Here is a 23,304-nt window from a genome sequence, read left to right on the forward strand (position 1 = left end):
GAGAATTGGAATGAGTTTCAGAGGAATCAATACCACGGTCATCCAGATCCGCCGTCAGGTGTTCACCGAGGTGGCACGCATGGCTTATGCCAACGTCAAGGGCGAGCAGGCCAACCACCTGATGCGCAAGATCCCCTACACCATCATCCCCGGTGAGGAAGGCAAGCTGCGCAAGGACATCTTCCTGGAGCGCGCCATCGTTGAGGAGCGTGTGCGTCTGGCCATGGGTCTGCCCACCCGCCGCATGGACGAGCACAACAGCGTCGTCTCCGGTCTGGAGGATGCATCCATCGCCGATAAGTATTACGATCCCCCGCTGGTGAACGTGATCAAGTTTGCCTGCAACCGCTGCCCGGAAAAGCTGGTCAAGGTCTCCGACCTGTGTCAGGGCTGCCTTGCCCACCCCTGTATGGAAGTGTGCCCCAAGAAGGCCATCACATGGGAGAGCGGCCGTTCCACCATCGATCAGGACAAGTGCATCAAGTGCGGCCGCTGCGTCGGCGTGTGCCCCTACAACGCCATCGTCAAGACCGAGCGTCCCTGCGCCGCTGCCTGCGGCATGGGTGCCATCCACTCCGATGAGCTGGGCCGTGCCGAGATTGATTACAGCAAGTGCGTTTCCTGCGGCCAGTGTCTGGTCAACTGCCCCTTCGGCGCCATTGCGGACAAGGGCCAGATCTATCAGCTGATCCAGGGCTTCAACCGCGGCGACCGCATCTATGCACTGGTGGCTCCCGCCTTCATCAACCAGTTCCCGGGGCTGGCTTCCACCGGCAAGCTCAAGGCTGCCCTGAAGGCCGTCGGCTTCTGCGATGTGGTGGAGGTTGCCATCGGTGCCGACCTGTGCACCGTGGACGAGGCCCACGACTTCCTGGAGGAAGTGCCCGAAAAGCTGAACTTCATGGCTACTTCCTGCTGCCCGGCATGGAGCATGATGGCAAAGACCGCATTCCCGGATCTGGCCAAGAACATCTCCATGACCATGACTCCCATGGTGTTCACCGCACGCATGATGAAGAAGGCCGACCCCGAAGCCCGTATGTGCTTCATCGGACCCTGCGCCGCCAAGAAGCTGGAAGCTTCCCGCCGCACCGTCCGCTCGGATGTGGACTTCGTGCTCACCTTTGAGGAGCTGGCCGGCATCATTGAGGCAAAGGACATCGATGTGGCAAATCTGGAAGTCGATCCCAACGAGCAGGATTCTGATCCACGCTTCCGCTGCAGGCCGCGGCTTTGCACAGTCCGGCGGCGTGGCAAAGGCCGTTGCCGATAAGATCAAGGAATGGCACCCGGATATGGATGTAAAGATCGCATCCGCACAGGGTCTGGCCGAGTGCAAGAAGCTGCTGATGCTGGCAAAGGCCGGCAAGTACAACGGCTACCTGCTGGAAGGCATGGGCTGCCCGGGCGGCTGCATCGGCGGCGCAGGCACCATTGCCGACCCCGCACGCACGGCCATCCAGCTGAACAAGTACGTCAAGGAAGCTCCCTTCACTGACCCGGAGCAGAGCGCCTTTATGACCAACATCCATGTGCTGAAGGACGACCCCAACTTTGAGGTCTAAGCCGAACTAGTTTTTCCGTTTTCAACGCCGGACGGCCTGCGGGCTGTCCGGTGTTGTGTTTTCCCGGTAAAAGACCGGGCTGCCTGCGGCATAGGAACCAGCAGATCAAAAACGCCTGTTTTTTGTTTCCGATGTGCAACGTTTTTGTGAAAGGTTCACGAAGCAGATTGACATTTTTACACGCGCATGCTATTTTAGCATTGAAAGTTCCGGTATTTTGTGTGCCGGACAAGGCCGCCTTTGCGGCAAAGAAAGGCAGATATCCATGACTAAGACCTGTCAACGCGTAAGCACCGCCCTGCTTTCGGTACTGCTGCTGTGCATGTTCACCTTTGGTGCCAGCGCTGCTGCTACCCTGAATGTGGGCGTTAAATTCTGGAAGGAAAGATCCGATAAGGAATCCATGGCCAACTCCGGCATCGACACGGACCGCGATGCCAGCCTTACCCGCCAGTCCAACGGCACCTATACCCTCACCCTGCCCATCCGGCAGGTGAGCAAGATGGGCGTCACCGGTTACATGACCGGCCTGACCATCGGCGATGTGAACTACACCGGCGCTGTGACCGGCGAGGTGTCCAAGGGCACCGGCGTGCTCACCATCAAGAACCTGCCCGCCTCGGTGCTGACCGGTGACGATGTCAACAAGTCCCTTACCGTGACCTGCAACATCCAGATGGATCTGAGCGTTCTGGGCGAGATCAACACCTCAGCCCGCATGTGCATCTGGAACAAATGAGCTTTTCAAAGCAAGGAACGGCGTCCCGTCCGGAACGCCGTTCTTTGTTTTTTACCCTTCCATGTGCTTTTCCACAAAGTCCCCCACCATTTTGTCCAGCTGCAAAACGGCGTTTTCCGCGCCCTTCACCACCTTGCGGGTGGTGCGGCGCAGCTGGCGCTGGTTCTGGGTGGCAGCCATCACGCCCACGGCACCCAGTGCCGCGCCGGCCGCCATCCCCAGCAGCATCCCGGAAGAACTGTTCGTTTCGTGTCTCATCTTCAAAGCTCCTTTCGGTGAAAAGATCCGGTCTCCGGCGTTATTATTTCCAATAAAGTATCTGGTATCCGCTTTTTTTATGCAGAAATTTGTGGTATACTGTGTCGTGAAATTTATTATGGGTCTGTGTGCCCGGCCCAAACCGGCCGCAGCCCGTACTGCATACTGGCAAGGAGGTCCCCTTATTTGATACACCCTGTTGAACCCAAAAAAGTTCTCTGCATCCACGATCTTTCCGGCATGGGCCGCTGCAGTCTGGCGGTCATCCTGCCGGTGCTGTCGGTCATGGGCGTGCAGCCGGTGGCCCTGCCCACGGTAGTGCTTTCCACCCACACGGGCGGTCTGGGCACCCCTGCACGGCTGGACGGCTCTGCCTACGGCCAGCAGGCGCTGGAGCATTATCACGCTCTGGGTGTGGAGTTTGACTGCATCTATACCGGCTATCTGGGCGGCGAGGCACAGGTAGCGTTGGCTGAAAAAGCATTTGCGTACTGGCCCGCTGCCAAAAAGGTGGTGGACCCGGTGATGGGCGACAACGGCAAGGCCTATTCCACCGTCACCCCTGCCCTCATCGACCGCATCCGCGCGCTGTGCCAGTCCGCAGACCTGATCCTGCCCAACTACACCGAGGCGCAGCTGCTTTTGCAGCGTGAGCCGTGCACCGAGCCGCTCACCGACGAGGCCGCACAGGCTCTGGCCGACGAGCTGACCACTCTGGCCCCGGGGGCTGTTGTCACCGGTCTGCCGCTGGGCAAGTACATCGGCTGCGCAGGCAGCGGCAGAGACCGCTTTCTGGTCAAAAAGCTGCACATCAGCCGCAGCTTTCCCGGCACCGGCGATCTGTACGGTGCCGTGCTCATCGGCTCGCTGCTGCAGGGCAACGCCCTGAGTGCCGCCGCCGACAACGCCGCCGAGTTCGTGGCACTTTCCATCCAGAGCACTCCCGCCGCACAGGATACCCGCTTGGGCGTCTGGTTCGAGCCGCTGCTGCCGCGCCTGTGCCCTGTGTCCGTGACCGAATAAGGAGACCGACCCATGAACGAAAAACCGACTCTGAACATCGTTCTTGTGGAGCCGCGCATCCCGCAGAACACCGGCAACGTGGCCCGCACCTGTGCCTGCACAGCCTGCCGCCTGCATCTGGTGGGCCCCATGGGCTTTGCCATCGATGACAAAAAGCTCAAGCATGCGGGGCTGGACTACTGGCACTACCTCGACATCAGCTATTATGACAGTCTGGACGAGTTCTTTGCCAAAAACAGCGGCCCCTATTACTATTTTACCACCAAGGCACCCCAGCGCTACACCGATGTGAGCTACCCGGACGGCAGCTATCTCGTGTTCGGGCGCGAGGACGCCGGCCTGCCGGAAGCACTGCTTGCGGCCAATCAGGAGCATTGTATCCGGATGCCCATGCGGGACACCTGCCGCAGCCTGAACCTTTCCAACAGCGTGGCTGTGGGCGTATACGAGGTGCTGCGCCAGTGGGACTTTCCGGAGCTTCTGGACCACGGACATTTACGAGATTACCAATGGAAATGAGGGAAATTATGAGCAAGATCGCGATCCTGACCGATTCCTCCTGCGATATCCCGCAGGAGATGGCCGAAAAATACGGCATTGACATCATGAGCTTCCACATCCTGCTGGATGATGTGGATTATATCGAGCGTGAGAGCTGCACCAACACCGAATTCTATGATAAGATGCGTGCCGCCAAGGGCGTGCCCTCCACTGCTGCCATCACCCCCATCCAGTTCTGTGAAAAATACTGCCAGTACGTGGATGAGGGCTATACCGACGTCATCCATGTTCCCATCAACAAATCCGGCTCTTCCACCTATAACAACGCACTCATGGCGCAGGGGATGCTGCGGGAAGAGCGCCCGGAGCACCACTTGAAGATCCATCTGCTGGACCCCCACACCTATTCCATGGTGTTCGGCTGGTATCTGTGCGAAATGGCCCGCAAGCTGAAGAACGGCGCAGAGATCAGCCATGTGATCCATGAGTTCGAGACCCAGATGGACTGCATGGAGATCGTTCTGGGCCCCTACAGCCTGAAGCAGATGAAAAAGAGCGGACGCATCTCTGCCGCTGCCGCCGTCATGGGCGAGCTGATGGGCATTCGTCCCATCATTACGCTGATTGACGGCAAGACCAGGGTGGAAGCCAAGGTGCGCGGCGATGACAAGGTGGTGCCCGCCATGGTGGAGCTGTGCAAGCAGCGCTGCGAGGGCGTAGAGGACTTTGATTATATGATCGGTCACACGAACATCCCGCAGGCAGCAGATCTGGAAAAGGCCTGCCGCAGGGCCTTTGGCAAACCGCCGCTGCTGGTGTTTGAGCTGGGCGGCGTCGTTTCCGCCAACACCGGCCCCGACACGGTGGCTCTGGTGTATACCGGACATCCCAGAGGGTAAAACCATCTGAAATGGCCGCCGCTGCGCTCCGGCCACATTCAGAGGAATCATCATTTAAAATTTTGGGGTTCAGGAAAGTCTGCGGACTTTCCTGAACCCCATTTTCACAGCAGGGGTCGCAAAGGCAATCGGCAGTTTTCAGCGCCTGTTCACCGTTGCGGCCTTTCCCGTGAAAAGGCAGTTTCGAAACTGCAAATAAAAAATTTCTTTCCGCTGAATATGCCCAAAGCAATGCGGAGGGCGTTTTCAATCGTCCTCTTCCCATTGCATTCCGTCTGATTTTATGCTATACTGCCTTCTGCTGTGTTTTTTGCGCAGCATCCTTTCAGAGCAACTTAGGATTTTAGGCTCCCCGGTGTGTCTCGAACCATGCCGGGCCAAACCCACAGGGGCTGGCGGCCCTGTGCGGTCAAAATCATCCCGCTGGAGTATTATATCATGAATCAGAATCCTTCCATCCGTAAACTGGTGCGCTGCGGCGTGGTCGCAGCCATTTATGTTGTGCTCTGCATGGCCCTGCAGCCGCTCTCCTATGGTGCGGTACAGGTACGTGTGGCTGAGGCGCTCTGCCTGCTGCCGGTGTTCGGTGCCGAGTACATTGCCGGTGTGGTGCTGGGCTGCTTTTTGGCAAACCTGCTGGGCTCCACCATCGTGGATGTCATCTTTGGCACCCTTGCCACTCTGCTGGCCTGCCTTGTCACCTACAAGCTGCGGAACATCCGCTTCAAGGGTCTGGCTGTGGCGGCTTCCCTGCCGCCGGTGCTGTTCAATGCGGTGATCATCGGCATTGAGATCGCCGTCATGTTCCCGGACCCCACCTCCAGCGCTCCCATCTGGCTGGCCTGCATCACCAACGGCATCTCCGTGGGCATCGGCGAGCTCATCAGCTGCACCGTTCTGGGTGTGCTGCTGGTGAAGATCATCGAGAGCAGCAAGGCCCTGAACGAGCTCTTTGCAGCAGAATAAGCCGCTGTTTTCGCAACGCGCTGATCCGTTCGCGGAAAACGGCTTTTTAAAAATCGGAGGTTTCCATGCAGGCAAACGGTATAATCTTCTGGGACTGGAACGGCACCCTGATGGATGATCTGGACTTCACCCACGGCTGTCTCAACTGGATGCTGGAGACCCACGGCTATCCGCAGCGGTACGATCTTGCCGCCTACCGGGAAATTTTCGGTTTCCCCATTGAGGAATACTACATCCGCGCCGGCTTCGACTTTGCCAGACATCCCTACCCGGAGCTGGCCGAATGCTTTATGGCGCACTACAACGCAGGCGTGGATGCCTGTCCCCCCTCTGCACACGCTGCCGAGACGCTGGCCGAGCTTTCGCGCCGGGGCTGGCGGCAGAGCGTGCTGTCTGCCTCCCGCCGGGACTACCTGATCGAGCAGGTGGCCGCGCGGGGCCTGCAGGGCTATTTTACCGAGTTGCTCGGCCTTGCAGACATCTATGGCGTCAGCAAGGTGCAGGTGGGCCGGAACTGGCTTGCCCAAAGCGGCATCGACCCTGTCGCCTGCGTAATGGTCGGCGATACGCAGCACGACGCCGAGGTTGCCGCTGCACTGGGCACAGGGTGTGTGCTCTACACCGGCGGGCATCAGTCCCGCAAACGGCTGGAAGCGGTATGCCCCCACGTCATCGACGATCTGGCCCAGCTGCCGCAGCTGCTGGAAACCTTATAATGTACATCTGACCACTTCTGATTTGCAAAAATCAGAGGTGGTTTTTGTTTTAGCTGGCTCGCCCTCTCAGTCTCGCATTCGCTCGCCAGATTCCCCTTTTTGTCGCTGCGCGACATCTTCCCCCGAACCGGGGGAAGTCTTTCCTCAAAGGGGGAGCCTCTGGCGAAACCGGAAACTTTGCGTGGATTGCCAAGGCCTCCCACTTTGGGGGAGGTGGATGCGACCAGCGGGAGCAGACGGAGAGGGCGAGGCTGTTCGCCTCCACCACATATCTTTTCCCATTTATGCCCCCTGTCAGCGCAAATTTACAGAAAATTCATTCAAAAACCGGCTAAAATAACCTTGCAGGTTTGACGCGTCTGCCGCTTTGGTGTATCATATAGTAGTATTGTTATGTCTATCTCCGGGAAGCCTTTTCCCGAATTTGATCTATGAGGTGTTACCAATGTCCCTTGTTGAAAAACTCTTTGGCAGCTTCTCCGACCGGGAGCTGAAAAAGATCAACCCCATTGCCAAGCAGGTGCTTGCATTGGAAGGCAAATATGCCGCCCTGTCCGATGCTGAGCTACAGGCCCAGACAGCCGCTTTCAAACAGCAGCTGGCCGACGGCAAGACCACCGACGATATCCTGCCCGATGCATTTGCCGTCTGCCGCGAAGCCGCATGGCGCGTGCTGGGCATGAAGCACTTCCCCGTGCAGATCATCGGCGGCATCGCCCTGCACCGCGGCGATATTTCCGAAATGCAGACCGGTGAAGGCAAGACCCTTGTGGCCACCCTGCCCGCCTACCTGAATGCCCTCACCGGCGAGGGCGTGCATGTTGTCACCGTCAACGATTACCTTGCCAAGCGCGACAGCGAGTGGATGGGCAAGCTCTATCGCTGGCTGGGTCTGAGCGTCGGCCTGATCGCACAGGGCATGGACGGCGATGCACGCCGCGCCGCCTACGCCGCCGACATCACCTACGGCACCAACAACGAATTCGGCTTTGACTACCTGCGCGACAACATGGTGACCTATAAGGCCAACATGGTGCAGCGCGGCCACGCCTTCGCCATCGTCGATGAGGTGGACTCCATCCTGATCGATGAAGCCCGCACTCCCCTGATCATTTCCGGCCGCGGCGAGGATTCCTCCAGCCTGTACACGCAGGTGGACCGCTTTGTGCGCACTCTGCGCAAGAGCGTAGTGGTGGAGCTGGAAGATAAGGTGTCCACCGATGAACAGGCTGACGGTGATTACGTCGTGGACGAAAAGCACAAGACCTGTACCCTGACTGCCAGCGGCATCAAGAAAGCGGAAGCCTACTTCAAGGTCGAGAACCTTGCCGCCGCCGAGAACATGACCCTTGCCCATCACATCGATCAGGCCATCAAGGCCTACGGCGTGATGCAGCGGGACATCGACTACGTGGTCAAGGATGGTCAGGTCATCATCGTGGATGAGTTCACCGGCCGTCTGATGATCGGCCGCCGCTACAACGAGGGTCTGCATCAGGCCATCGAGGCCAAGGAGGGCGTAAAGATCGCCGCTGAGAGCAAAACGCTGGCCACCATCACCTTCCAGAACTACTTCCGCATGTACAAAAAGCTGTCCGGCATGACCGGTACCGCCAAGACTGAGGCCACCGAATTCACCGAGATCTACGGCCTGAACATCGTCACGGTGCCCACCAACCGTCCCCGTCAGCGCATCGATTATCCGGATGCCATCTACAAGACGGTCAACGGCAAATACAATGCCGTTATCCAGCAGGTGCTGGAATGCCACCAGAAGGGCCAGCCCGTGCTGGTGGGTACGGTCAGCGTGGAAAAGAGCGAAACTCTGGCAAAAATGCTGCAGAAGTACACCCGCAATTTCAACGTACTGAACGCCAAGAACCACGAGCGCGAGGCCGAAATCGTGGCGCAGGCCGGTAAAAAGGGTGCCATCACCATCGCCACCAACATGGCAGGCCGTGGTACCGATATCATGCTGGGCGGCAATGCCGAGTTCATGGCCAAGGCCCAGATGCGCAAGGAGCACTTCTGTGAGAACCTGCTGAATCCCGAAAAGCCCGAGGACGCCGACCCGGCAGCGGTGGAGATGCTGCTGACCGAAGCAAACGGCCACGGCGACACCGAGGACACCAACATCCTTGCGGCCCGCAGGCGCTTTGATGAGCTGTACGCCCAGTGCAAGCCCCAGATCGACGCCGAGGCCGAGGAAGTGCGTGCTGCAGGCGGTTTGTTCATCATCGGCACCGAGCGCCACGAGAGCCGCCGCATCGACAACCAGCTGCGGGGCCGTGCCGGCCGTCAGGGCGACCCGGGTGCTTCCCGCTTCTATCTGAGCCTGGAAGATGACCTGATGCGCCTGTTCGGCGGCGACCGCGTCTCCAGCCTGATGGACACCCTCAAGATCGATGAGGACACGCCCATCGAGAACCGCATGATCACCAACACGCTGGAAAGTGCCCAGAAAAAGCTGGAAGGCCGCAACTTCGAGATCCGCAAGAACGTGCTGAAGTACGACGACGTGATGAATCAGCAGCGCGAGATCATCTATGGCCAGCGCCGCAAGGTGCTGGACGGTGAGGACATCAGCACCGAGATGCACAAGATGCTGCGGGAGAACATCGATTCCAGCTGCGCCCAGTTCCTGGCCGGTGATGTAAAGGACGACTGGGACTTTGGTGCCCTGCGCCGCCACTATCTGGGCTGGCTGACCACCGACGCCGACCTGCACTATGATGTGGCCGACTTTGAGGATATCTCCCGTCAGAGCATTGCCGATATGCTGTATGACCGCGGCATGAAGATCCTTGCCGACAAGGAGCAGCGCTACGGTGCCCCGGTCATGCGCGAGCTGGAACGCATCTGCCTGCTCAAGTGCGTGGACCGCATGTGGATGGATCACATCGACAACATGGATCAGCTGCGTCAGGGCATCGCGCTGCGCGGCTACGGCCAGAAGGATCCTGTTGTGGAGTACCGCATCGAAGGGTTTGACATGTTCGACCAGATGGTGGATTCCATCCGTGAGTCCAGTGTGAAGATGCTGCTGACCATCGAGATCCGTCAGGCCGGTGCTGCCCCCAAGCGTGAACAGGTGGCAAAGCCCACCGGCGAAGGCTTTGTGCCCGGCAACGGCGCTCCCGGTTCCAAGGGTGCACCCCACGGCCAGCCTGTGCGGGTGATCAAGATCGGCCGCAACGACCCCTGTCCCTGCGGCAGCGGCCTGAAGTGGAAAAAGTGCACCTGTGCCAAATATCATCCGGAAGGCACCCCGACGGACGAGAACTAAGTAAAAGATAAACTGCCTCGTCCCCTCCGTCATCGCTTACGCGATGCCACATTCCCCACTCTGTCGCCATTGCGACATCTCTCCCCATTCGGGGAGAGTCTTTTCTCAAAGCGAGAGGCTTTGGCAGTCCGATAAAGTTTCTGGTTTTGCCAAGGGCTCCCCCTTTGGGGGAGCTGGCGCGTCAGCGTCTGAGAGGGCAAGGCTGCTTATAATTTATAGAGGGAGTTGATTTTGAAATGATCACACCGGAAGAACTGCTCAGCGCTGCAAAAGAGCTGGAACCCCAGCTGCGCGAATGGCGGCGCACCCTGCACCGCCACCCCGAGGTGGGCTTTGATCTGCCGCAGACCAAAGCGCTGGTGAAAAAGGCCCTGACCGAAATGGGCTATGCCCCGCAGGACTGTGGCAGATGCGGCGTTCTCGCGCTGGCAGGCGGCAAACGCCCCGGCAAGACCATCCTGCTGCGCGGCGACATGGACGCCCTGCCCATTCAGGAAGAATCCGGTGAGGAGTTTGCTTCCGAGATCCCGGGCAGGATGCACGGCTGCGGCCACGATATGCACACCGCCATGATGCTGGGCGCGGCAAAGCTGCTGAAGGCCCACGAAGACGAGATCGAAGGCACCGTGAAGCTGGAATTCCAGCCTGCCGAGGAAATTTTTCAGGGCTCGCTGGACATGCTGAAAAACGGCCTGCTGGAAAACCCGAAGGTGGACGTTGCCGTGATGTTCCACGTTCTGGCCGGGATGCCCCTGCCGGTGGGCACGGTGCTGGTGCCGGGCGGCGGCATCACCATGGCAAGCTGCGAGCAGTACCACATCACCGTCCACGGCAAGGGCGGCCACGGCTCCATGCCCAACGCCTGCATCGACCCCATCACTGCAGCGGCCCACATCCACATTGCCCTGCAGGAGATCAACAGCCGTGAGCTGGACCCCGCCAAGTTCGGCGTGTTCACTACGGGCCGGTTCGAGGCGGGCAAGGCCTCCAACGTCATCCCGGATACAGCCGACATGTGGGGCACCATCCGCACGGTGGACCCCGAGGGCGCAGTCAGTGAGCAGATCCACCAGCGCATGACCGAGATCGCGCAGGGCGTGGCGGCAGCCTATCGCTGCACCGCTGAGGTGGAATTCAGCGACCACTGCCCCTGCATGGTGGTGGACACGCCCCTTGCCAAAGATTCGCTCACTTATATGACCGAACTGCTGGGCCGGGGTGCCATGGACATGACCGCCCTCACCGGCGGCAAGCCCGGCGGCGGCAGCGAGGACTTTGCCTTTGTCAGCCATGAAGTGCCTACCGTGAGCATGTTCCTCTCCTCCGGAAATGCCAAGGAAGGCTATGTTTACGGTCAGCACCACCCCAAGGTGCGCTTTGACGACAGCGTGCTGTACAAGGGCTCTGCAGCATATGTTTATATGGCTCTGCGGTGGCTGAGCGACCACAAGGCATAACCATTCGGAAAATTTATCATTTATTTGAACCTCCGAAAAATCCGCAGATTTTCCGGAGGTTCTTTTTCACGGATGGGTTCGGAGCAGCACACTGCATCTCTTAAAAATCGCCTTTATAAACAAAAAATCCCGGAAGGTTCACACCCTCCGGGGTCTTTTTTAGATCAGTTTTGCCCCCGCATGGGGCAGGCTGTCGGCGCCAAGGCTCTGCAGTCTCTGGGGCAGAGCAGTCAGGTCGCCGCCGGTGTAATACCACGCGGCTGCAAACGCGGCCAGTGCCAGAACCAGCAGAAAAATCAGGGCATTCCGCATCCTGTGCCGTTTGCGGGGCGGCTTTGCCGGAGCGGTGTTTTCCGGCTTGTCCGGAAGGGTCTGCGCCGTCAGCACATCCGCCGGGACCGCCTTGCCGTACTTTTGCCAGCTTGTCCCCGCCGCCTGCGGCAGACCGGATGCAGCACGACGGATCATGTCCAGCAGCCAGAGGGCCGGTGCATCCGTGTTCGCCACTGTGCGCACCCAGCAGCCCCTGCGGCTGCCCAGAAACAGCACGGTGTCCTCGGCGCGCTCCACACACCCGGCGGCAAGAATCTGCGCCCACAAAGCGCTGTGCCGCCTGCACACGGGCCAGCTTTGCCGGAATGGGCCCGCCTTTCACGCGGCAGGTCCTGGCGCTCAGCTTTTCCCGGGTCTTAGCGTCCGCATAGCTCAAAGCCCCAAAATCGAACACCTTTTCTGCACCCGGCACCGTTTCCAGCCGGGCTTCCAGCAGGGTGCCTGCGTCCGCATCACAGCATACCAGCAGCCTGCGATGCGTTTCCAGCGCCTGCACCGCTGCATGAACAAGGGTCATCTCCCCTTCTCCATAGAGCTCTGCCGCAAAGCGGCCGTTCAGGGCCTTGCGGGCCTTTTCCAGCCTGGCAGGCGTTTCGGCCTGCAGGGCCGCAAGCACCTCCGCCCCACGGGCACGACATCGGGCTGCAATGTCTGCCTGCTGTGCTGCCTGCTGCACCGTCCACAGCGGTGCGCCAAACAGACGCAGCACACAGGTGGTCTGCGTTTTTCCTTCGTGTATCAACTGCTTCACCCCCGCGGCCCGGGGCCGCTCGTATTAACCCTTGAGGAAGGTGCTGTCCAGTGCCGTCAAAGCCGCAGCGTCATGCCGGGCGCTTTTTGCCAGTGCCTGTGTATCTGCAGGAACTTTGCCCTGAGCCAGACGCAGCGCCAGTTCCAGTGCCGCCTGTGCCGCGCGGGTACGCACCAGCGCACGGTCGGGGCGGGAGACAAAGAGCTTTTTCACATATACGGTCTCACCGCAGGCCGCACCCAGATACACCGTGCCCACTGGACGGACGACATCGCCGCCGTTGGGGCCTGCCAGACCGGTGACGCTGACAGCGATATCGGCCCCAGCAGCTTCTGCCGCGCCAAGTGCCATCTGTGCCGCCACAGGGGCAGACACCACATTGTATTTTGCAATGACTGCCGGTTCCACACCTACCATTTTTGCCTTGGCCTGTTCCCAGTAGGTGACAAAGCCGAAGCCGAACACCTCACTTGCACCGGACACATTGGTCAGCCGCTGGGCGATCATGCCGCCTGTGCAGCTTTCTGCCGTGGCAATGGTGAGCCCCTTTTCCTTCAGGGTGTGCACCAGAGTCTCTTCCAGACCGGTCACATCCTCATCATACACCGCATCACCCAGCAGATCATAGAACTTTGTGGCGTATGCGCGGCACATTTTTTCGGCTGAACTGTCGTTTTCTGCCCGGGCCGTGATGCGGATCTCGCATTCGCCGGTTTTGCAGTAGATGGCGGCGGTGGGGTTTGCATTTTCCAGCAGATGCCGCACACGGTATTCGATATCGCTTTCGCCGCCCAGCACCCGCAGCGTTATGGAATGCAGGGTGCAGTTCTGGCGGGCCAGCAGCAGCGGGCGCACGCTCTCCTCCCACATGGCTTTCATTTCGTGAGGCACGCCGGGCATCAGCACGGCGCAATGGCCATCCTGCTCGAACCATGCCCCGGGGGCAGTGCCGTGGTGATTGATGATCTTGTGGCCGTGCACCGGCACCATGGCCTGCTTGCGGTTGTTGGGGGTAGTCTTGCGCCCGGTGCGCGTGAAGAAATCCACGATCTTCTGCCATTCTTCCGGGTCAAAGGCCAGCGTGTCACCGTAGCAGCCGGCAACCGTCTCCTTGGTCAGGTCGTCTGCGGTGGGGCCAAGCCCGCCGGTAAACACCAGCAGGTCGCACCGCTGCTTTGCTTCGTTGACAAAATCTGCCAGACGGTCGTGGTTGTCGCCGATGGTGCTCTCGCGCTGGACCGTAATGCCCAGTGCCGCCAGCTCGCGGCTCAGATACTGGGCGTTGGTGTTCAAAATGTTGCCGAGCAGCAGCTCGGTACCCACACTGATGATCTCTGCTGTCATGGATAAATCAACCCTCAAATTCTACCTGATCGGTGATACGGATGCGGATGCGCTCGGCGCTCTCTGCTGCTTCGGCTTCCAGCGCGGCAAGGCCGGGCATGGCGGCTTCGGCTTCCAGAATTTCGGCCAGCTCCGGGCGGATCTTCGGGTGCGGCGGGGTGAAGATGGTGCAGCAGTCCTCATAGGGCAGGATGCTGGTCTCAAAGGTGTTGATGTGGCGTGCCGTCTCCACGATCTCGGTCTTGTCCATGCCGATGAGCGGGCGCAGGATGGGCAGTAATCCTGCGCAGCATCGGTGCACTGCAGAGCCTTGACGGTCTGGCTGGCTACCTGAGCCAGACTCTCGCCGGTAACAAGGGCTTCGCAGCCCTGCTTCTTGGCAATAACGTTGGCAATGCGCATCATGCTGCGGCGCATCAGCACCGTGAACAGCACATCTGGAGCATTATCCCGGATGTACTCCTGCGGCTTGGTATAGGGCACGACGAACAGATTGGAGCTGCCCGTATAGATGCTGGTGAGCTGCGCCAGAGCCTTCACCTTGAGCTTTGCGCGCTCCGAAGTGTACGGCGGAGACGCAAAGTGGATGTGGTCCAGTGCCAGACCGCGCTTTGCCATGCGGTAAGCTGCCACGGGACTGTCGATGCCGCCAGACAGCATGTTCAATGCACGGCCGCTGGTGCCTACGGGCAGACCGCCCTCACCGGGTACTTTCGGGCCGTGGATGTAGGCACCGTAATCACGAATTTCTACGATCACCTTGAAATCCGGGTTATGCACATCCACCTTGAGGTAGTTGTGTTTGCCCAGCAGATAGGCACCCAGCTCCCGCATCAATTCAGGGCTGGTCATGGGGTAGGTCTTGTCGGAGCGGCGGGCTTCCACCTTGAAGGTGCGGATGCCATGCAGACTGGCACCGAGGTAGTCCTCGGCGGTCTGGCAGATGGTGTCAAAGTCCTTGTCGCAGACCACGGCGCGGCTGAGCGCCGCAAGGCCGAACACCTTGCTCACCCGGTCAAAGGCGAGGTCCATATCCACGTCCTCTTCCTCAGGCTCCATGTAAAAGGTGGACTGGGTGCAGTAGACCTTGAACTTGCCCACGGTCTTGAGCCGGTAGCGCAGGATCTTCATCATCGCCGACTCGAACTGGTTGCGGTTGAGGCCTTTCAGGGACATCTCGCCCTGATAGCCCATGATAATTTCATGCATAAATGTTGTATCTCCTAGGTTACGATTTAACATGGCCTCCGCTTGCGCTCTGGCCATTCTCAGCGGAAAATTTATTTTTTATTTCGCGTTTGTCGCGGCCTGCGGGCCGCTCCAAACGCATTTTCACGAAAGGGGACGCAATGGAAAGCTGCATCTTATCAGGCCGGTGGGTCGGGAGTTTCTCTGAGGACCGTCCGCTGGGGTGGGACCCTGTTGCCGAAGGCAATAGGGCGGGCGATGGAATGGCCCGATTCGTGTCCGAGGAGAAAGCTACCGACACGCTGGCCGTTAATCAGTTTACTTCCGGATCTTCTGCAGATGCTTCATGCCGTCCTCAAAGCGGTCAAGGAAGGCATCCACATCCTCGGGGGTGTTATCGCCGCAGAAGGACACCCGGATCGCCGTATCGATGGCCAGCGATCTTTGCCCATGGCCGCCAGCGTATGGCTGGGCTGGCCCCGGCCGCAGGCGCTGGCCGACGAAACGTAAATTTGTGCTTCGGCCAGCCATGCCAGCATGGTCTCGCTCTTAATGCAGTTCTCGCTGAAGTTCAGCACCTCGGGCACGGCGTTTTCCGGGCTGTTGATCTCCACCTCCGGGAAAGCCTTCAGTCCTTCCCGCAGGCGCTGGTTCAGCGCCCGCATGGCGGTGTCACGGCTCTTCATGGTCTTTGCCAGACGGGTGGCGGCTGCCGCCAGACCCATGGCATAGGGCAGGTTCTCGGTGCCGGGGCGCAGGCCGCGCTCCTGCTCACCGCCCAGATAGGGCGGCCGGAACGCCTGCACCAGACGGTCGGACAGGTACAGCGCACCAATGCCCTTGGGGGCATGGATCTTGTGGCCGCTCACCGACAGGGTGTCGATGTTGTCCAGCTTGATGGGCACACGCATCCACGCCTGCACCGCATCCACATGGACGATGGTGCGGCTGTTGCGGCGCTTGACCTCGGCGGCAAGGCGTTCCACATCGTTGCGGGTGCCCACCTCGTTGTTCACCATCATGCAGGCCACAAGGATGGTGTTTTTGTCCACATGCTCCAGCATCCGGTCCATGTCCAGTGTGCCGTCCGGGCGGGGTTTGATCACCGTGACATCATAGCCCTGCTTCGCCAGCTCTTCCAGCGGGCGCTGGACACTGGGGTGCTCAAAGCCGGACACCACGATGCCCTTGCCAAAGGTGCGGGTGTGCACCGCGCCCAGCAGAGCCAGATTGTTGCTCTCGCTGCCGCAGGAGGTAAAGTACAGCTCCCGGCTCTTGCAGCCCAGTGTGCGGGCCACAGCGGCACGGGCGGTGTTCAGCGCTTCCTCGCTGCGGGCACCGGGGCCGTACAGGCTGGACGGGTTTGCCCAGTGTTCCCGCATGGCCTTGTCGATCACATCCGCCACCTCGGGAGCAACCATCGTGGTGGCGGCGTTATCCAGATAATGCAATTCAGGGTTTTGCAGCATAAAAGGGATTCCTGCTTTCTAAAATTTCAGAATAAACCATGATAAGTATACCACAACCCATCTTATAACGCAAAATATTTAACACTGTTTTTCCTTGACAAACGCCCCGGTGATGTGCTATCTTTACAGCATAGAGACCGCGTTTCCGCTGACGGAACCTTGTGGAGCACCACAGTGCGGATGCGCAGGAGAGTCAATGCCGACCGTCTGGGCAGCCTTGCGCATTTGCTGCGCAAAGCTGCCTTTTTTGTTGTCGGAAGTTGTTTTTATAAGCAGGGTGCGCTGAATGGCGAGATTTTTTGCCCGCAGACAAGGCGATTTTTCGCAGTGATCCTGACGGATCGCAAGGGAAAGCGACGCAGGATGCGAGCAAAAAGGCCGTTCAGGCGGCGTGCAATGCTTGTGAAAATAACTTCCAAAGGAGGATGTCTGATGAAAACCGATATCGAGATCGCACAGGAAGCAAAGATGAGACCCATCACCGAGATCGCCGCCCAGCTGGGCCTTTCCGATGAGCACGTGATCCCCTATGGCCGCTACAAGGCCAAGATCGATCACCGCCTGATCCACGATGCCAAAAAGCAGGGCAAGCTCGTCCTCGTCACCGCTATCAGCCCCACCCCGGCGGGCGAGGGCAAAACCACCACCAGCGTGGGTCTGGCCGATGCCATGAACGCTCTGGGCAAAAAGACCATGCTCTGCCTGCGTGAGCCCAGCCTTGGCCCGGTGTTCGGCGTCAAGGGCGGTGCTGCCGGCGGCGGCTACGCACAGGTGGTGCCCATGGAGGACATCAACCTGCACTTTACCGGCGACCTGCACGCCATCGGCACAGCCAACAACCTGCTGGCTGCCATGATCGACAACAGCATCCAGCAGGGCAACCCGCTGAACATCGACCCCCGCCGCATCACATGGAAGCGCTGCATGGACATGAATGACCGTCAGCTGCGGTTCATCGTGGACGGTCTGGGCGGCAAGGTGAACGGCACCCCCCGCGAGGACGGCTTTGATATCACCGTTGCCAGCGAGGTGATGGCGATCTTCTGCCTTGCCACCAGCATTTCCGACCTGAAGGAGCGTCTTTCCAAGATCGTGTGCGCCTACACCTACGACGGCAAGCCTGTCACTGCCGGTGAGATCGGTGCTGCCGGTGCCATGACCGCCCTGCTGAAGGACGCACTGGACCCGAACCTTGTGCAGACGCTGGAAAACAATCCCGCCATCATCCACGGTGGCCCCTTTGCCAACATCGCCCACGGCTGCAACAGCGTGCTGGCCACCAAGCTGAGCCTTTCTCTGGCCGACTACACCATCACTGAGGCCGGTTTCGGTGCCGATCTGGGTGCAGAGAAGTTTTTGGATATCAAGTGCCGCTATGCAGGCATCGCACCCAGCGCCTGCGTGCTGGTGGCCACCGTGCGTGCCCTCAAGAGCCACGGCGGCGTGGCAAAGGCCGACCTGAGCCAGCCCAACCTCGAAGCCGTCAAGGCCGGTGTCTCCAACCTGATCCGCCACATCGACAACCTGAAAAACGGCTTCGGACTGCCGGTGGTGGTCGCCATCAATGCCTTCCCCACCGATACCGCCGAAGAGCAGGCCTATGTGGAGCAGGTGTGCGCCGAGCAGGGCGTTCCCTGCGTGCTGAGCGAGGTGTTCGCCAAGGGCGGCGAGGGCGGCAAGGCTCTGGCCGAAAAGGTGCTGGAGGTTCTGGAGGATCGTCCCATCCAGTACACCTACCCGCTGGAGATGCCGCTGAAGGATAAGATCAGCGCCATCGCCACCAAGATCTACCGCGCCGACGGCGTGAACTACAGCGCCGCCGCCAGCAAGACACTGGCTGAGCTCACCGACATGGGCTACGGGAATCTGCCTGTCTGCATCGCCAAGACCCAGTACAGCTTCAGCGACAACGCAAAGCTCATCGGTGCCCCCACCGGCTTTACCATGGAGGTACGCGAGGTGCGCCTTGCTGCCGGTGCCGGCTTCGTGGTGGTCATCTGCGGCAATATCATGACCATGCCTGGCCTGCCCAAAAAGCCCGCCGCTGTGGGCATCGATGTGGATGCCAACGGCAAGATCACCGGTCTGTTCTGACCTGAAACTTTCCGTCTTTTAAATAAACAGTAAAACGATTTGAATGGTCTCCGCTTCGCTCTGACTATTTTTCAGTGGAACCTCTATTGATATTTCGCGTTTGTCGCGGCCTGCGGTCCGCGACAAACGCATTTTCACAGAAGGGGCCGCTTCCGTTAGCAGCTTTTCTCTGTGAAAACGTGGCTCAGAGCAACGCGGAGGGCATTTCAAATCGTCCCACACAACAAGGGGCTGCTGCACCAAACTCAGTGCAGCAGCCCCTTGTTCTTTTTACTCTGCAGTGTGGCTCCGCAGGTAGTCCACCCATGCCGCATAACCGGCGGGTCTCAGGTGGTAGCCGTCCGGCTGAGCATAGCTCTCGATCAGATCGCCGTTTTCGTCTGCCAGCACTTCCCACAGGTTGAGGAAATAGCAGTCCTTTTCCAATGCGATGGCTGCCAGCTCATTGTTGATCTGGTACAGCCTGTCACGGTTCAGTCCCTCGTGGCCGGACTTCTGGCTCACCTCCGGACGCACCGGCGTGATCGACTGCACGTAAATTTTGGTGTTCGGCAATGTCTGGTTCAGCATGTCCAGCATCAGCCGGTAGTAGGTCAGAAAGCTGGAATAGTCCGTATCGCGGCCCAGTACATTGGTCCCCAGCAGCAGATACACCGCCCTTGGGTTCTGAGCGGTCAGGGCTTCCAGCGGCACCTCGGTCGTGCCATCGGCACGCTTGCAGGTGGTGCCATTGACGATCACATTCGGGCCCACACCCTTGTAGGCGCAGAACATGGCATTCTGCATTCCCTCCTCGTACAGCTGCATCCCCTGCGTCAGGCTGTCGCCCAAAAAGCTCACATCGTTGAACCAGCTTTTTTCCACAGCCGTGCTCTGCGGCACAGCCGCCATGCGGAAATCCAGTGCCGTGGCCGTGCTGCCTGCAAGCGCCTGCACCGTGAGCGGCCGCGCCACTGCATAGGAAACCGTGTTCCATGTGTCGTCCTGTGTCACTTCCTGCAGGATGGTGTTCTGCCCCATGCCGGAGGGGCTCGTTTCGCGGTGCAGGCTTTTCCACAGCATCCCGATGGCTCCCACCATCAAGAGCAGCAGCAAAAGCCCTGTCGCCATGAACCGCCTGCGCCAGCGCCTGCGCAGCACCCGCCGCCGGTATTCCTGATAGTCTGCCATGGTGTTTTCCCTCACTTTTCCGCACCGGTCCGCCCGGGCTTTTTCTGCTTTTAGTATACCATATCTGTGCGCCGCTACAAGCCCTGTTTTCTGCCAGAGTGCCTAAAATTGCAGATTTTTTTGCACGCAGGCATGCCATTGTGTGCAAAAAGCCTGCCTTTTGCGGGTACAAAAGCTTGCATCCTGCACCACAGATGTGTTATACTGAACTGAACTACTATTGATAGGGAGGCTTTCACGATGGCATTCACTCCAAAACTGACTTATAAAGGCAAGCCCCTCGTCCGCAAGGACAATGAGCTGTACTACGGCAATATGACCGACCCATACGTGCTCTATCTGCAGATCATGACCACCAAGCCTGTGGGCGATCAGCAGGTTGCAGACAAGGTCCACCTGATGCTGCTCTCTACCGACACCACCAAGGCTCCGCAGGAGCGCGTGATGCGTCAGACGACCAAGATCGGTCTGTACAACGCTTTGGACATCGGCAGCATCTGGCTGCAGAAGGCAAACGCACAGTAAGCAAAAAGCTGCTGCACAGCAAATGTGCAGCAGCTTTTTTGTTTGTCTTCCGCGGCGGGATTTTTACTCTTCGGTCACTTCAAAGTCGAGGGGCTTGCCGCAGTTGGGGCACTTGGGTGCGCCGTCCAACAGCTCGTCCTCTTCAAACACAGAGGTCGTGCCGCACTCTGGGCAGGTCACTTCGTACTGCACGGGACCGTCCTCGGCGTCATCTTCGCCGTCCCCTTCCAGAGCGACCTCAAAGGTCACGCCGCAGTGCGCACAGTTGGCTTCGCCTGCATCCAGATCATCCTCGCTGACATAAACGGTCTCGCCGCAGTTGGGGCAGGCCACCTCGTAGAACGGCTCGCTGGCGATGTCATCATCCTTGGCATCGTCGTCGTCATCGGTGTCCTCGTCCTCAGCGTCCTCGCTTTCGCCGTCTTCGTCCTCCTCGTACAGATCTGCTTCCAGATCTTCCAGCTCATCGTTCAGGTCGTTGATCTGGTCGTAGGCGCGGGAAAGATCTTCGTCCACGCTCTCGATGACCTCAGCCATTTCACCCAGCAGTGCGCTCATGGCCTTGATGATCTTGCCCTCTTTGGTGGTATCATCAATGCCCAGACCATCGACCAGACCCTGCAGATAAGCTGCCTTTTTGTTCAGTTCCATACGAATGCCCTCCTTAAAATGAGAAAATCGGAGTTTTAAAAAACCGGGCAGACGGTTGCCCGCAGCCCGGTTTGGCGTTAAAAGGATCAGACGCGCTCCATATACTCGCCGGTGCGGGTATCGATGCGGATGTGGTCGCCCTCGTTGATGAACAGAGGCACACGAATCTCAGCACCGGTCTCGACGGTAGCGGGCTTCAGGGTGTTGGTGGCAGTGTTGCCCTTGACACCCGGCTCGGTCTGGGTAACTTCCAGCTCGATGAAGTTGGGGATCTCGACGCTGAACACCTTGCCCTTGTAGCTCAGCAGCTTGCACAGCTCGTTCTCCTTGCAGAACTTGAAGTTATCGGGCACATCGGCTGCGTTGACAGGGATGTCATCGTAGGTCTCGTTGTCCATGAAGTGGTACAGATCGCCATCCTCGTAGCTATAGGTCACGTCCTTGCGCTCGATGAAAGCCTGCGGGAACTTTGCGGTCGGGTTGTAGCTGGTCTCAACCACAGAGCCGGTGATCACGTTCTTGGTCTTGGTACGGACAAAGGCAGCGCCCTTACCGGGCTTCACGTGCTGGAACTCAACGACCTGAAGAACCTGGCCGTCCTGCTCAAAGGTCACGCCATTGCGAAACTCGCCTGCAGAAATCATAGGAATTCCTCCATTAGTTTAATCTCAAATGCTTAACGCATATCTCTATTTATTTTACCCAATCCTCTTGCATTTGGCAAGGGGTTTCGGCAAAAAATACGATGAAAATAGAAAATTTTTTACGTTTTGCACGCTGCATAGTACATCTGCTGCATAGCCCCGGCATCCTCAGCCTGCGTACCTGCGCTCTCGCAGATGATGACCGGCTGCAGCTTCCGCTGGGCCAGCAGTTCCATCAGCGGCTGCGGCTCTGGGCCAAACTGGGTCTCGGCAAAGGTCCAGTGGCGCTTTTCGCCACCTGCCGAATACTCGATACGGGAAAAATGCACGTGGAACCGCTCTGCCCGTTGGTCCCCCAGCTTTTCTGCCATGCGGTCAAGGATGGCAGCGTAGTCCTCTTTCGAGCGGATGCCGCCCAGAGTGCGGGCATTCAGGTGGCCGAAGTCGATGCAGGGCGTGATGCGCCTGTCCACCGCACACAGCGCCAGCACCTCGTCCAGCGTGCCCAGCTGGCCGATCTTGCCCATGGTCTCCGGGCAGAGAGTCATATCGGCAAAGCCTGCTTCATCCAGCGCTTCCACGGCACGGCGCATGGTATCCAGCGCTTTTTCAAGGGCTGCTTCCCGGCTCTGCTTGCCGCAGCTGCCGGAGTGGAAAATAATGCGCCTGCCGCCCAGTGCCCTGCACACCGCCGCGCTCTGCAGCAGATACTGGATGCTGTTGAGCCGCTTGTCCTCTTCCAGACTGGACATGCTGATATAATAAGGTGCGTGCACACTGAACAGGATATCCTTCGGCCCGGCCAGTGCGGCCATTTTTGCGGCCTTGTCCAGTCCCAGGCGCACACCCCGTCCGCACTGGTACTCGAAGGCGTTCAGGCCCATCTTTGCGGTGTACTCCGGCACGTCCAGACTGCTCTTGTACCCTTGGGCTGCAAAGCTGTCGCTGGTGCCTGCAGTGCCGAACCGGATCTTCCAATCACTCACAGGGTCCTGCCTCCCCGGTCATAGTATTTCTGCCAGTGTTTTTTCTCCCACTTGCGCTTGAGGATGACCTGCGCACCGAGGTCCGGGCCGCGGGGCACCACCATCAGGCCCGGAATGCCGTACAGCGCTGCCGCCATGCGGTCGGCATAGAGCTGGTCGCCCACCATCGCCATCTGACGGCGCTTCACGCCCATGCGGTGCTGTGCCGCTATCAGCGCAAAGGGCAGCGGTTTTGCGGAACGGTACAGGTACGCAAGGCCCAGTTTCTGGGCAAAGGGCCGCACCCGCTTTTCCGCGCCGTTGGACACGATGGTGAGCTTGACGCCCGCCCTGCGCATGGTGTCCAGCCACCCGGCCACTTCTTTCGGCAGCTCCTGACTGCGGTCGCCGGTGAGGGTGTTATCGATATCCAGCACCAGCGCAGTGATGCCTTTTGCCGCCAGCCATTCCGGCGTGATGTGGGTGACATCCTTGAAAACATATTCGGGGGTAACTAACATAGGTAAAACCCTCTCAGTCTCGCATTCGCTCGACAGCTCCCCCGACAGGGGGAGCTTTTTACGGCTTTTGCAAAAGTATATTCTTCTCCGAAAAGATAAAACCTTTTCTCTTCAGCGCAGAAAGCTCGCCCTCTCAGTCCGCTTCGCGTCCAGCAGCTTACGCCCCTTTTTGTCACCTGCAGCGACAGAGTGGGGAATGCGGCGTTGCGCAGCAATGACGGAGAGGGCGAGAATGTCTA

Annotated in this window: 19 protein-coding genes, 2 pseudogenes and 2 riboswitches; of the genes and pseudogenes, 11 read left to right on the top strand and 10 right to left on the bottom strand. The window is 59.1% G+C overall.

The window, feature by feature from the left end:
• The first annotated feature begins 10 nt into the window (after positions 1 to 10).
• Both ACKXF7_RS14600 and ACKXF7_RS14605 read left to right on the top strand, forming a co-directional pair.
• Positions 11 to 1,565, top strand: a pseudogene (locus ACKXF7_RS14600) (4Fe-4S dicluster domain-containing protein).
• Between the two features lie 265 nt (positions 1,566 to 1,830).
• Entirely contained in the window at positions 1,831 to 2,304 is a 474-nt protein-coding gene (locus ACKXF7_RS14605; protein WP_423741708.1) for a pilin, read from the top strand.
• Positions 2,305 to 2,355: 51 nt separating this feature from the next.
• On the opposite strand, the gene ACKXF7_RS14610 is transcribed toward ACKXF7_RS14605, so the two are convergent.
• Entirely contained in the window at positions 2,356 to 2,562 is a 207-nt protein-coding gene (locus tag ACKXF7_RS14610) for a hypothetical protein (protein WP_339395585.1), read from the bottom strand.
• 186 nt (positions 2,563 to 2,748) lie between these two features.
• On the opposite strand from ACKXF7_RS14610, the gene ACKXF7_RS14615 reads away from it, so the two are divergent.
• The 7 genes from ACKXF7_RS14615 to ACKXF7_RS14645 all read left to right on the top strand — a co-directional run bounded on the left by ACKXF7_RS14615 (position 2,749) and on the right by ACKXF7_RS14645 (position 11,410).
• Positions 2,749 to 3,585: a bifunctional hydroxymethylpyrimidine kinase/phosphomethylpyrimidine kinase gene (locus ACKXF7_RS14615; RefSeq protein WP_423741709.1), complete on the top strand. Its 837-nt coding sequence runs from the start codon at positions 2,749 to 2,751 to the stop codon at positions 3,583 to 3,585.
• Between the two features lie 12 nt (positions 3,586 to 3,597).
• Positions 3,598 to 4,104 (top strand): tRNA (cytidine(34)-2'-O)-methyltransferase, encoded by a 507-nt coding sequence (locus ACKXF7_RS14620; protein WP_249238364.1) that lies wholly within the window; start codon positions 3,598 to 3,600, stop codon positions 4,102 to 4,104.
• Entirely contained in the window at positions 4,095 to 4,985 is an 891-nt protein-coding gene (locus ACKXF7_RS14625; protein WP_423741710.1) for a DegV family protein, read from the top strand. The genes ACKXF7_RS14620 and ACKXF7_RS14625 overlap by 10 nt, the downstream gene beginning before the upstream one ends.
• A gap of 328 nt (positions 4,986 to 5,313) precedes the next feature.
• A riboswitch (PreQ1-III riboswitch) is annotated at positions 5,314 to 5,414 on the top strand.
• A gap of 9 nt (positions 5,415 to 5,423) precedes the next feature.
• Positions 5,424 to 5,951: a QueT transporter family protein gene (locus ACKXF7_RS14630; protein ID WP_249238362.1), complete on the top strand. Its 528-nt coding sequence runs from the start codon at positions 5,424 to 5,426 to the stop codon at positions 5,949 to 5,951.
• Between the two features lie 65 nt (positions 5,952 to 6,016).
• Entirely contained in the window at positions 6,017 to 6,667 is a 651-nt protein-coding gene (locus ACKXF7_RS14635) for an HAD family hydrolase (RefSeq protein WP_423741711.1), read from the top strand.
• 445 nt (positions 6,668 to 7,112) lie between these two features.
• The gene (gene secA / locus ACKXF7_RS14640; RefSeq protein WP_423741712.1) at positions 7,113 to 9,953 is read left to right on the top strand and encodes a preprotein translocase subunit SecA; all 2,841 of its coding nucleotides are present in this window, start codon (positions 7,113 to 7,115) and stop codon (positions 9,951 to 9,953) included.
• A gap of 236 nt (positions 9,954 to 10,189) precedes the next feature.
• On the top strand, positions 10,190 to 11,410 hold the full coding sequence (locus tag ACKXF7_RS14645; RefSeq protein WP_423741713.1) for a M20 metallopeptidase family protein: 1,221 nt from the start codon (positions 10,190 to 10,192) through the stop codon (positions 11,408 to 11,410).
• A gap of 159 nt (positions 11,411 to 11,569) precedes the next feature.
• Here ACKXF7_RS14645 and ACKXF7_RS14650 read toward each other — a convergent pair whose 3' ends face one another.
• From ACKXF7_RS14650 to ACKXF7_RS14665, 4 genes and pseudogenes are all read right to left on the bottom strand, one after another.
• On the bottom strand, positions 11,570 to 12,010 hold the full coding sequence (locus tag ACKXF7_RS14650; protein WP_423741714.1) for a hypothetical protein: 441 nt from the start codon (positions 12,008 to 12,010) through the stop codon (positions 11,570 to 11,572).
• A 508-nt stretch (positions 12,011 to 12,518) separates the two neighbouring features.
• Positions 12,519 to 13,838, bottom strand: a complete 1,320-nt coding sequence (locus tag ACKXF7_RS14655) for a competence/damage-inducible protein A (protein ID WP_423741715.1) — start codon at positions 13,836 to 13,838, stop codon at positions 12,519 to 12,521.
• Positions 13,839 to 13,845: 7 nt separating this feature from the next.
• A pseudogene (gene thiI, locus ACKXF7_RS14660) lies at positions 13,846 to 15,047 on the bottom strand (tRNA uracil 4-sulfurtransferase ThiI).
• A 323-nt stretch (positions 15,048 to 15,370) separates the two neighbouring features.
• Positions 15,371 to 16,495: a cysteine desulfurase family protein gene (locus ACKXF7_RS14665; protein WP_423741716.1), complete on the bottom strand. Its 1,125-nt coding sequence runs from the start codon at positions 16,493 to 16,495 to the stop codon at positions 15,371 to 15,373.
• 134 nt (positions 16,496 to 16,629) lie between these two features.
• Positions 16,630 to 16,715: riboswitch (ZMP/ZTP riboswitch) on the top strand.
• Between the two features lie 212 nt (positions 16,716 to 16,927).
• On the opposite strand from ACKXF7_RS14665, the gene ACKXF7_RS14670 reads away from it, so the two are divergent.
• Positions 16,928 to 18,589 (top strand): formate--tetrahydrofolate ligase, encoded by a 1,662-nt coding sequence (locus tag ACKXF7_RS14670; protein WP_423741717.1) that lies wholly within the window; start codon positions 16,928 to 16,930, stop codon positions 18,587 to 18,589.
• Between the two features lie 270 nt (positions 18,590 to 18,859).
• Here the strand turns inward: ACKXF7_RS14670 and ACKXF7_RS14675 are convergent, their stop codons facing one another.
• Complete coding sequence (locus ACKXF7_RS14675; RefSeq protein WP_339395597.1) at positions 18,860 to 19,759, bottom strand: GDSL-type esterase/lipase family protein; 900 nt, start codon at positions 19,757 to 19,759, stop codon at positions 18,860 to 18,862.
• Positions 19,760 to 19,999: 240 nt separating this feature from the next.
• On the opposite strand from ACKXF7_RS14675, the gene ACKXF7_RS14680 reads away from it, so the two are divergent.
• Positions 20,000 to 20,284: a hypothetical protein gene (locus ACKXF7_RS14680; protein ID WP_118526302.1), complete on the top strand. Its 285-nt coding sequence runs from the start codon at positions 20,000 to 20,002 to the stop codon at positions 20,282 to 20,284.
• Positions 20,285 to 20,347: 63 nt separating this feature from the next.
• Here the strand turns inward: ACKXF7_RS14680 and ACKXF7_RS14685 are convergent, their stop codons facing one another.
• The 4 genes from ACKXF7_RS14685 to ACKXF7_RS14700 form a co-directional block, all read right to left on the bottom strand.
• On the bottom strand, positions 20,348 to 20,935 hold the full coding sequence (locus ACKXF7_RS14685) for a CD1247 N-terminal domain-containing protein (RefSeq protein WP_418265724.1): 588 nt from the start codon (positions 20,933 to 20,935) through the stop codon (positions 20,348 to 20,350).
• An 86-nt stretch (positions 20,936 to 21,021) separates the two neighbouring features.
• Complete coding sequence (gene efp / locus ACKXF7_RS14690) at positions 21,022 to 21,579, bottom strand: elongation factor P (RefSeq protein WP_005928281.1); 558 nt, start codon at positions 21,577 to 21,579, stop codon at positions 21,022 to 21,024.
• A 119-nt stretch (positions 21,580 to 21,698) separates the two neighbouring features.
• Entirely contained in the window at positions 21,699 to 22,565 is an 867-nt protein-coding gene (locus ACKXF7_RS14695; RefSeq protein ID WP_423741718.1) for a TIM barrel protein, read from the bottom strand.
• A complete protein-coding gene (locus tag ACKXF7_RS14700) occupies positions 22,562 to 23,065 on the bottom strand; it encodes a YqeG family HAD IIIA-type phosphatase (RefSeq protein ID WP_423741719.1) in 504 nt (167 codons plus the stop codon). Before ACKXF7_RS14700 ends, ACKXF7_RS14695 begins: the two co-directional genes overlap by 4 nt.
• Positions 23,066 to 23,304: the final 239 nt, after the last annotated feature.

Origin of the sequence: Faecalibacterium sp. 7, from assembly GCF_049562865.1 — a bacterium.
Classification (GTDB): Bacteria; Bacillota; Clostridia; order Oscillospirales; family Ruminococcaceae; genus Faecalibacterium; species Faecalibacterium wellingii.

Excerpts from the sequence above, each read along its gene's own strand:
- ACKXF7_RS14630 (WP_249238362.1), top strand. The coding sequence starts at position 5,424 with ATGAATCAGAATCCTTCCATCCGTAAACTGGTGCGCTGCGGCGTGGTC.
- ACKXF7_RS14625 (WP_423741710.1), top strand. The coding sequence starts at position 4,095 with ATGGAAATGAGGGAAATTATGAGCAAGATCGCGATCCTGACCGATTCC.
- ACKXF7_RS14680 (WP_118526302.1), top strand. The coding sequence starts at position 20,000 with ATGGCATTCACTCCAAAACTGACTTATAAAGGCAAGCCCCTCGTCCGC.
- ACKXF7_RS14620 (WP_249238364.1), top strand. The coding sequence starts at position 3,598 with ATGAACGAAAAACCGACTCTGAACATCGTTCTTGTGGAGCCGCGCATC.
- ACKXF7_RS14685 (WP_418265724.1), bottom strand. The coding sequence starts at position 20,935 with ATGGAACTGAACAAAAAGGCAGCTTATCTGCAGGGTCTGGTCGATGGT.
- secA (WP_423741712.1), top strand. The coding sequence starts at position 7,113 with ATGTCCCTTGTTGAAAAACTCTTTGGCAGCTTCTCCGACCGGGAGCTG.
- ACKXF7_RS14610 (WP_339395585.1), bottom strand. The coding sequence starts at position 2,562 with ATGAGACACGAAACGAACAGTTCTTCCGGGATGCTGCTGGGGATGGCG.
- ACKXF7_RS14645 (WP_423741713.1), top strand. The coding sequence starts at position 10,190 with ATGATCACACCGGAAGAACTGCTCAGCGCTGCAAAAGAGCTGGAACCC.
- ACKXF7_RS14655 (WP_423741715.1), bottom strand. The coding sequence starts at position 13,838 with ATGACAGCAGAGATCATCAGTGTGGGTACCGAGCTGCTGCTCGGCAAC.
- ACKXF7_RS14635 (WP_423741711.1), top strand. The coding sequence starts at position 6,017 with ATGCAGGCAAACGGTATAATCTTCTGGGACTGGAACGGCACCCTGATG.
- efp (WP_005928281.1), bottom strand. The coding sequence starts at position 21,579 with ATGATTTCTGCAGGCGAGTTTCGCAATGGCGTGACCTTTGAGCAGGAC.
- ACKXF7_RS14675 (WP_339395597.1), bottom strand. The coding sequence starts at position 19,759 with ATGGCAGACTATCAGGAATACCGGCGGCGGGTGCTGCGCAGGCGCTGG.
- ACKXF7_RS14700 (WP_423741719.1), bottom strand. The coding sequence starts at position 23,065 with ATGTTAGTTACCCCCGAATATGTTTTCAAGGATGTCACCCACATCACG.
- ACKXF7_RS14670 (WP_423741717.1), top strand. The coding sequence starts at position 16,928 with ATGAAAACCGATATCGAGATCGCACAGGAAGCAAAGATGAGACCCATC.
- ACKXF7_RS14605 (WP_423741708.1), top strand. The coding sequence starts at position 1,831 with ATGACTAAGACCTGTCAACGCGTAAGCACCGCCCTGCTTTCGGTACTG.
- ACKXF7_RS14665 (WP_423741716.1), bottom strand. The coding sequence starts at position 16,495 with ATGCTGCAAAACCCTGAATTGCATTATCTGGATAACGCCGCCACCACG.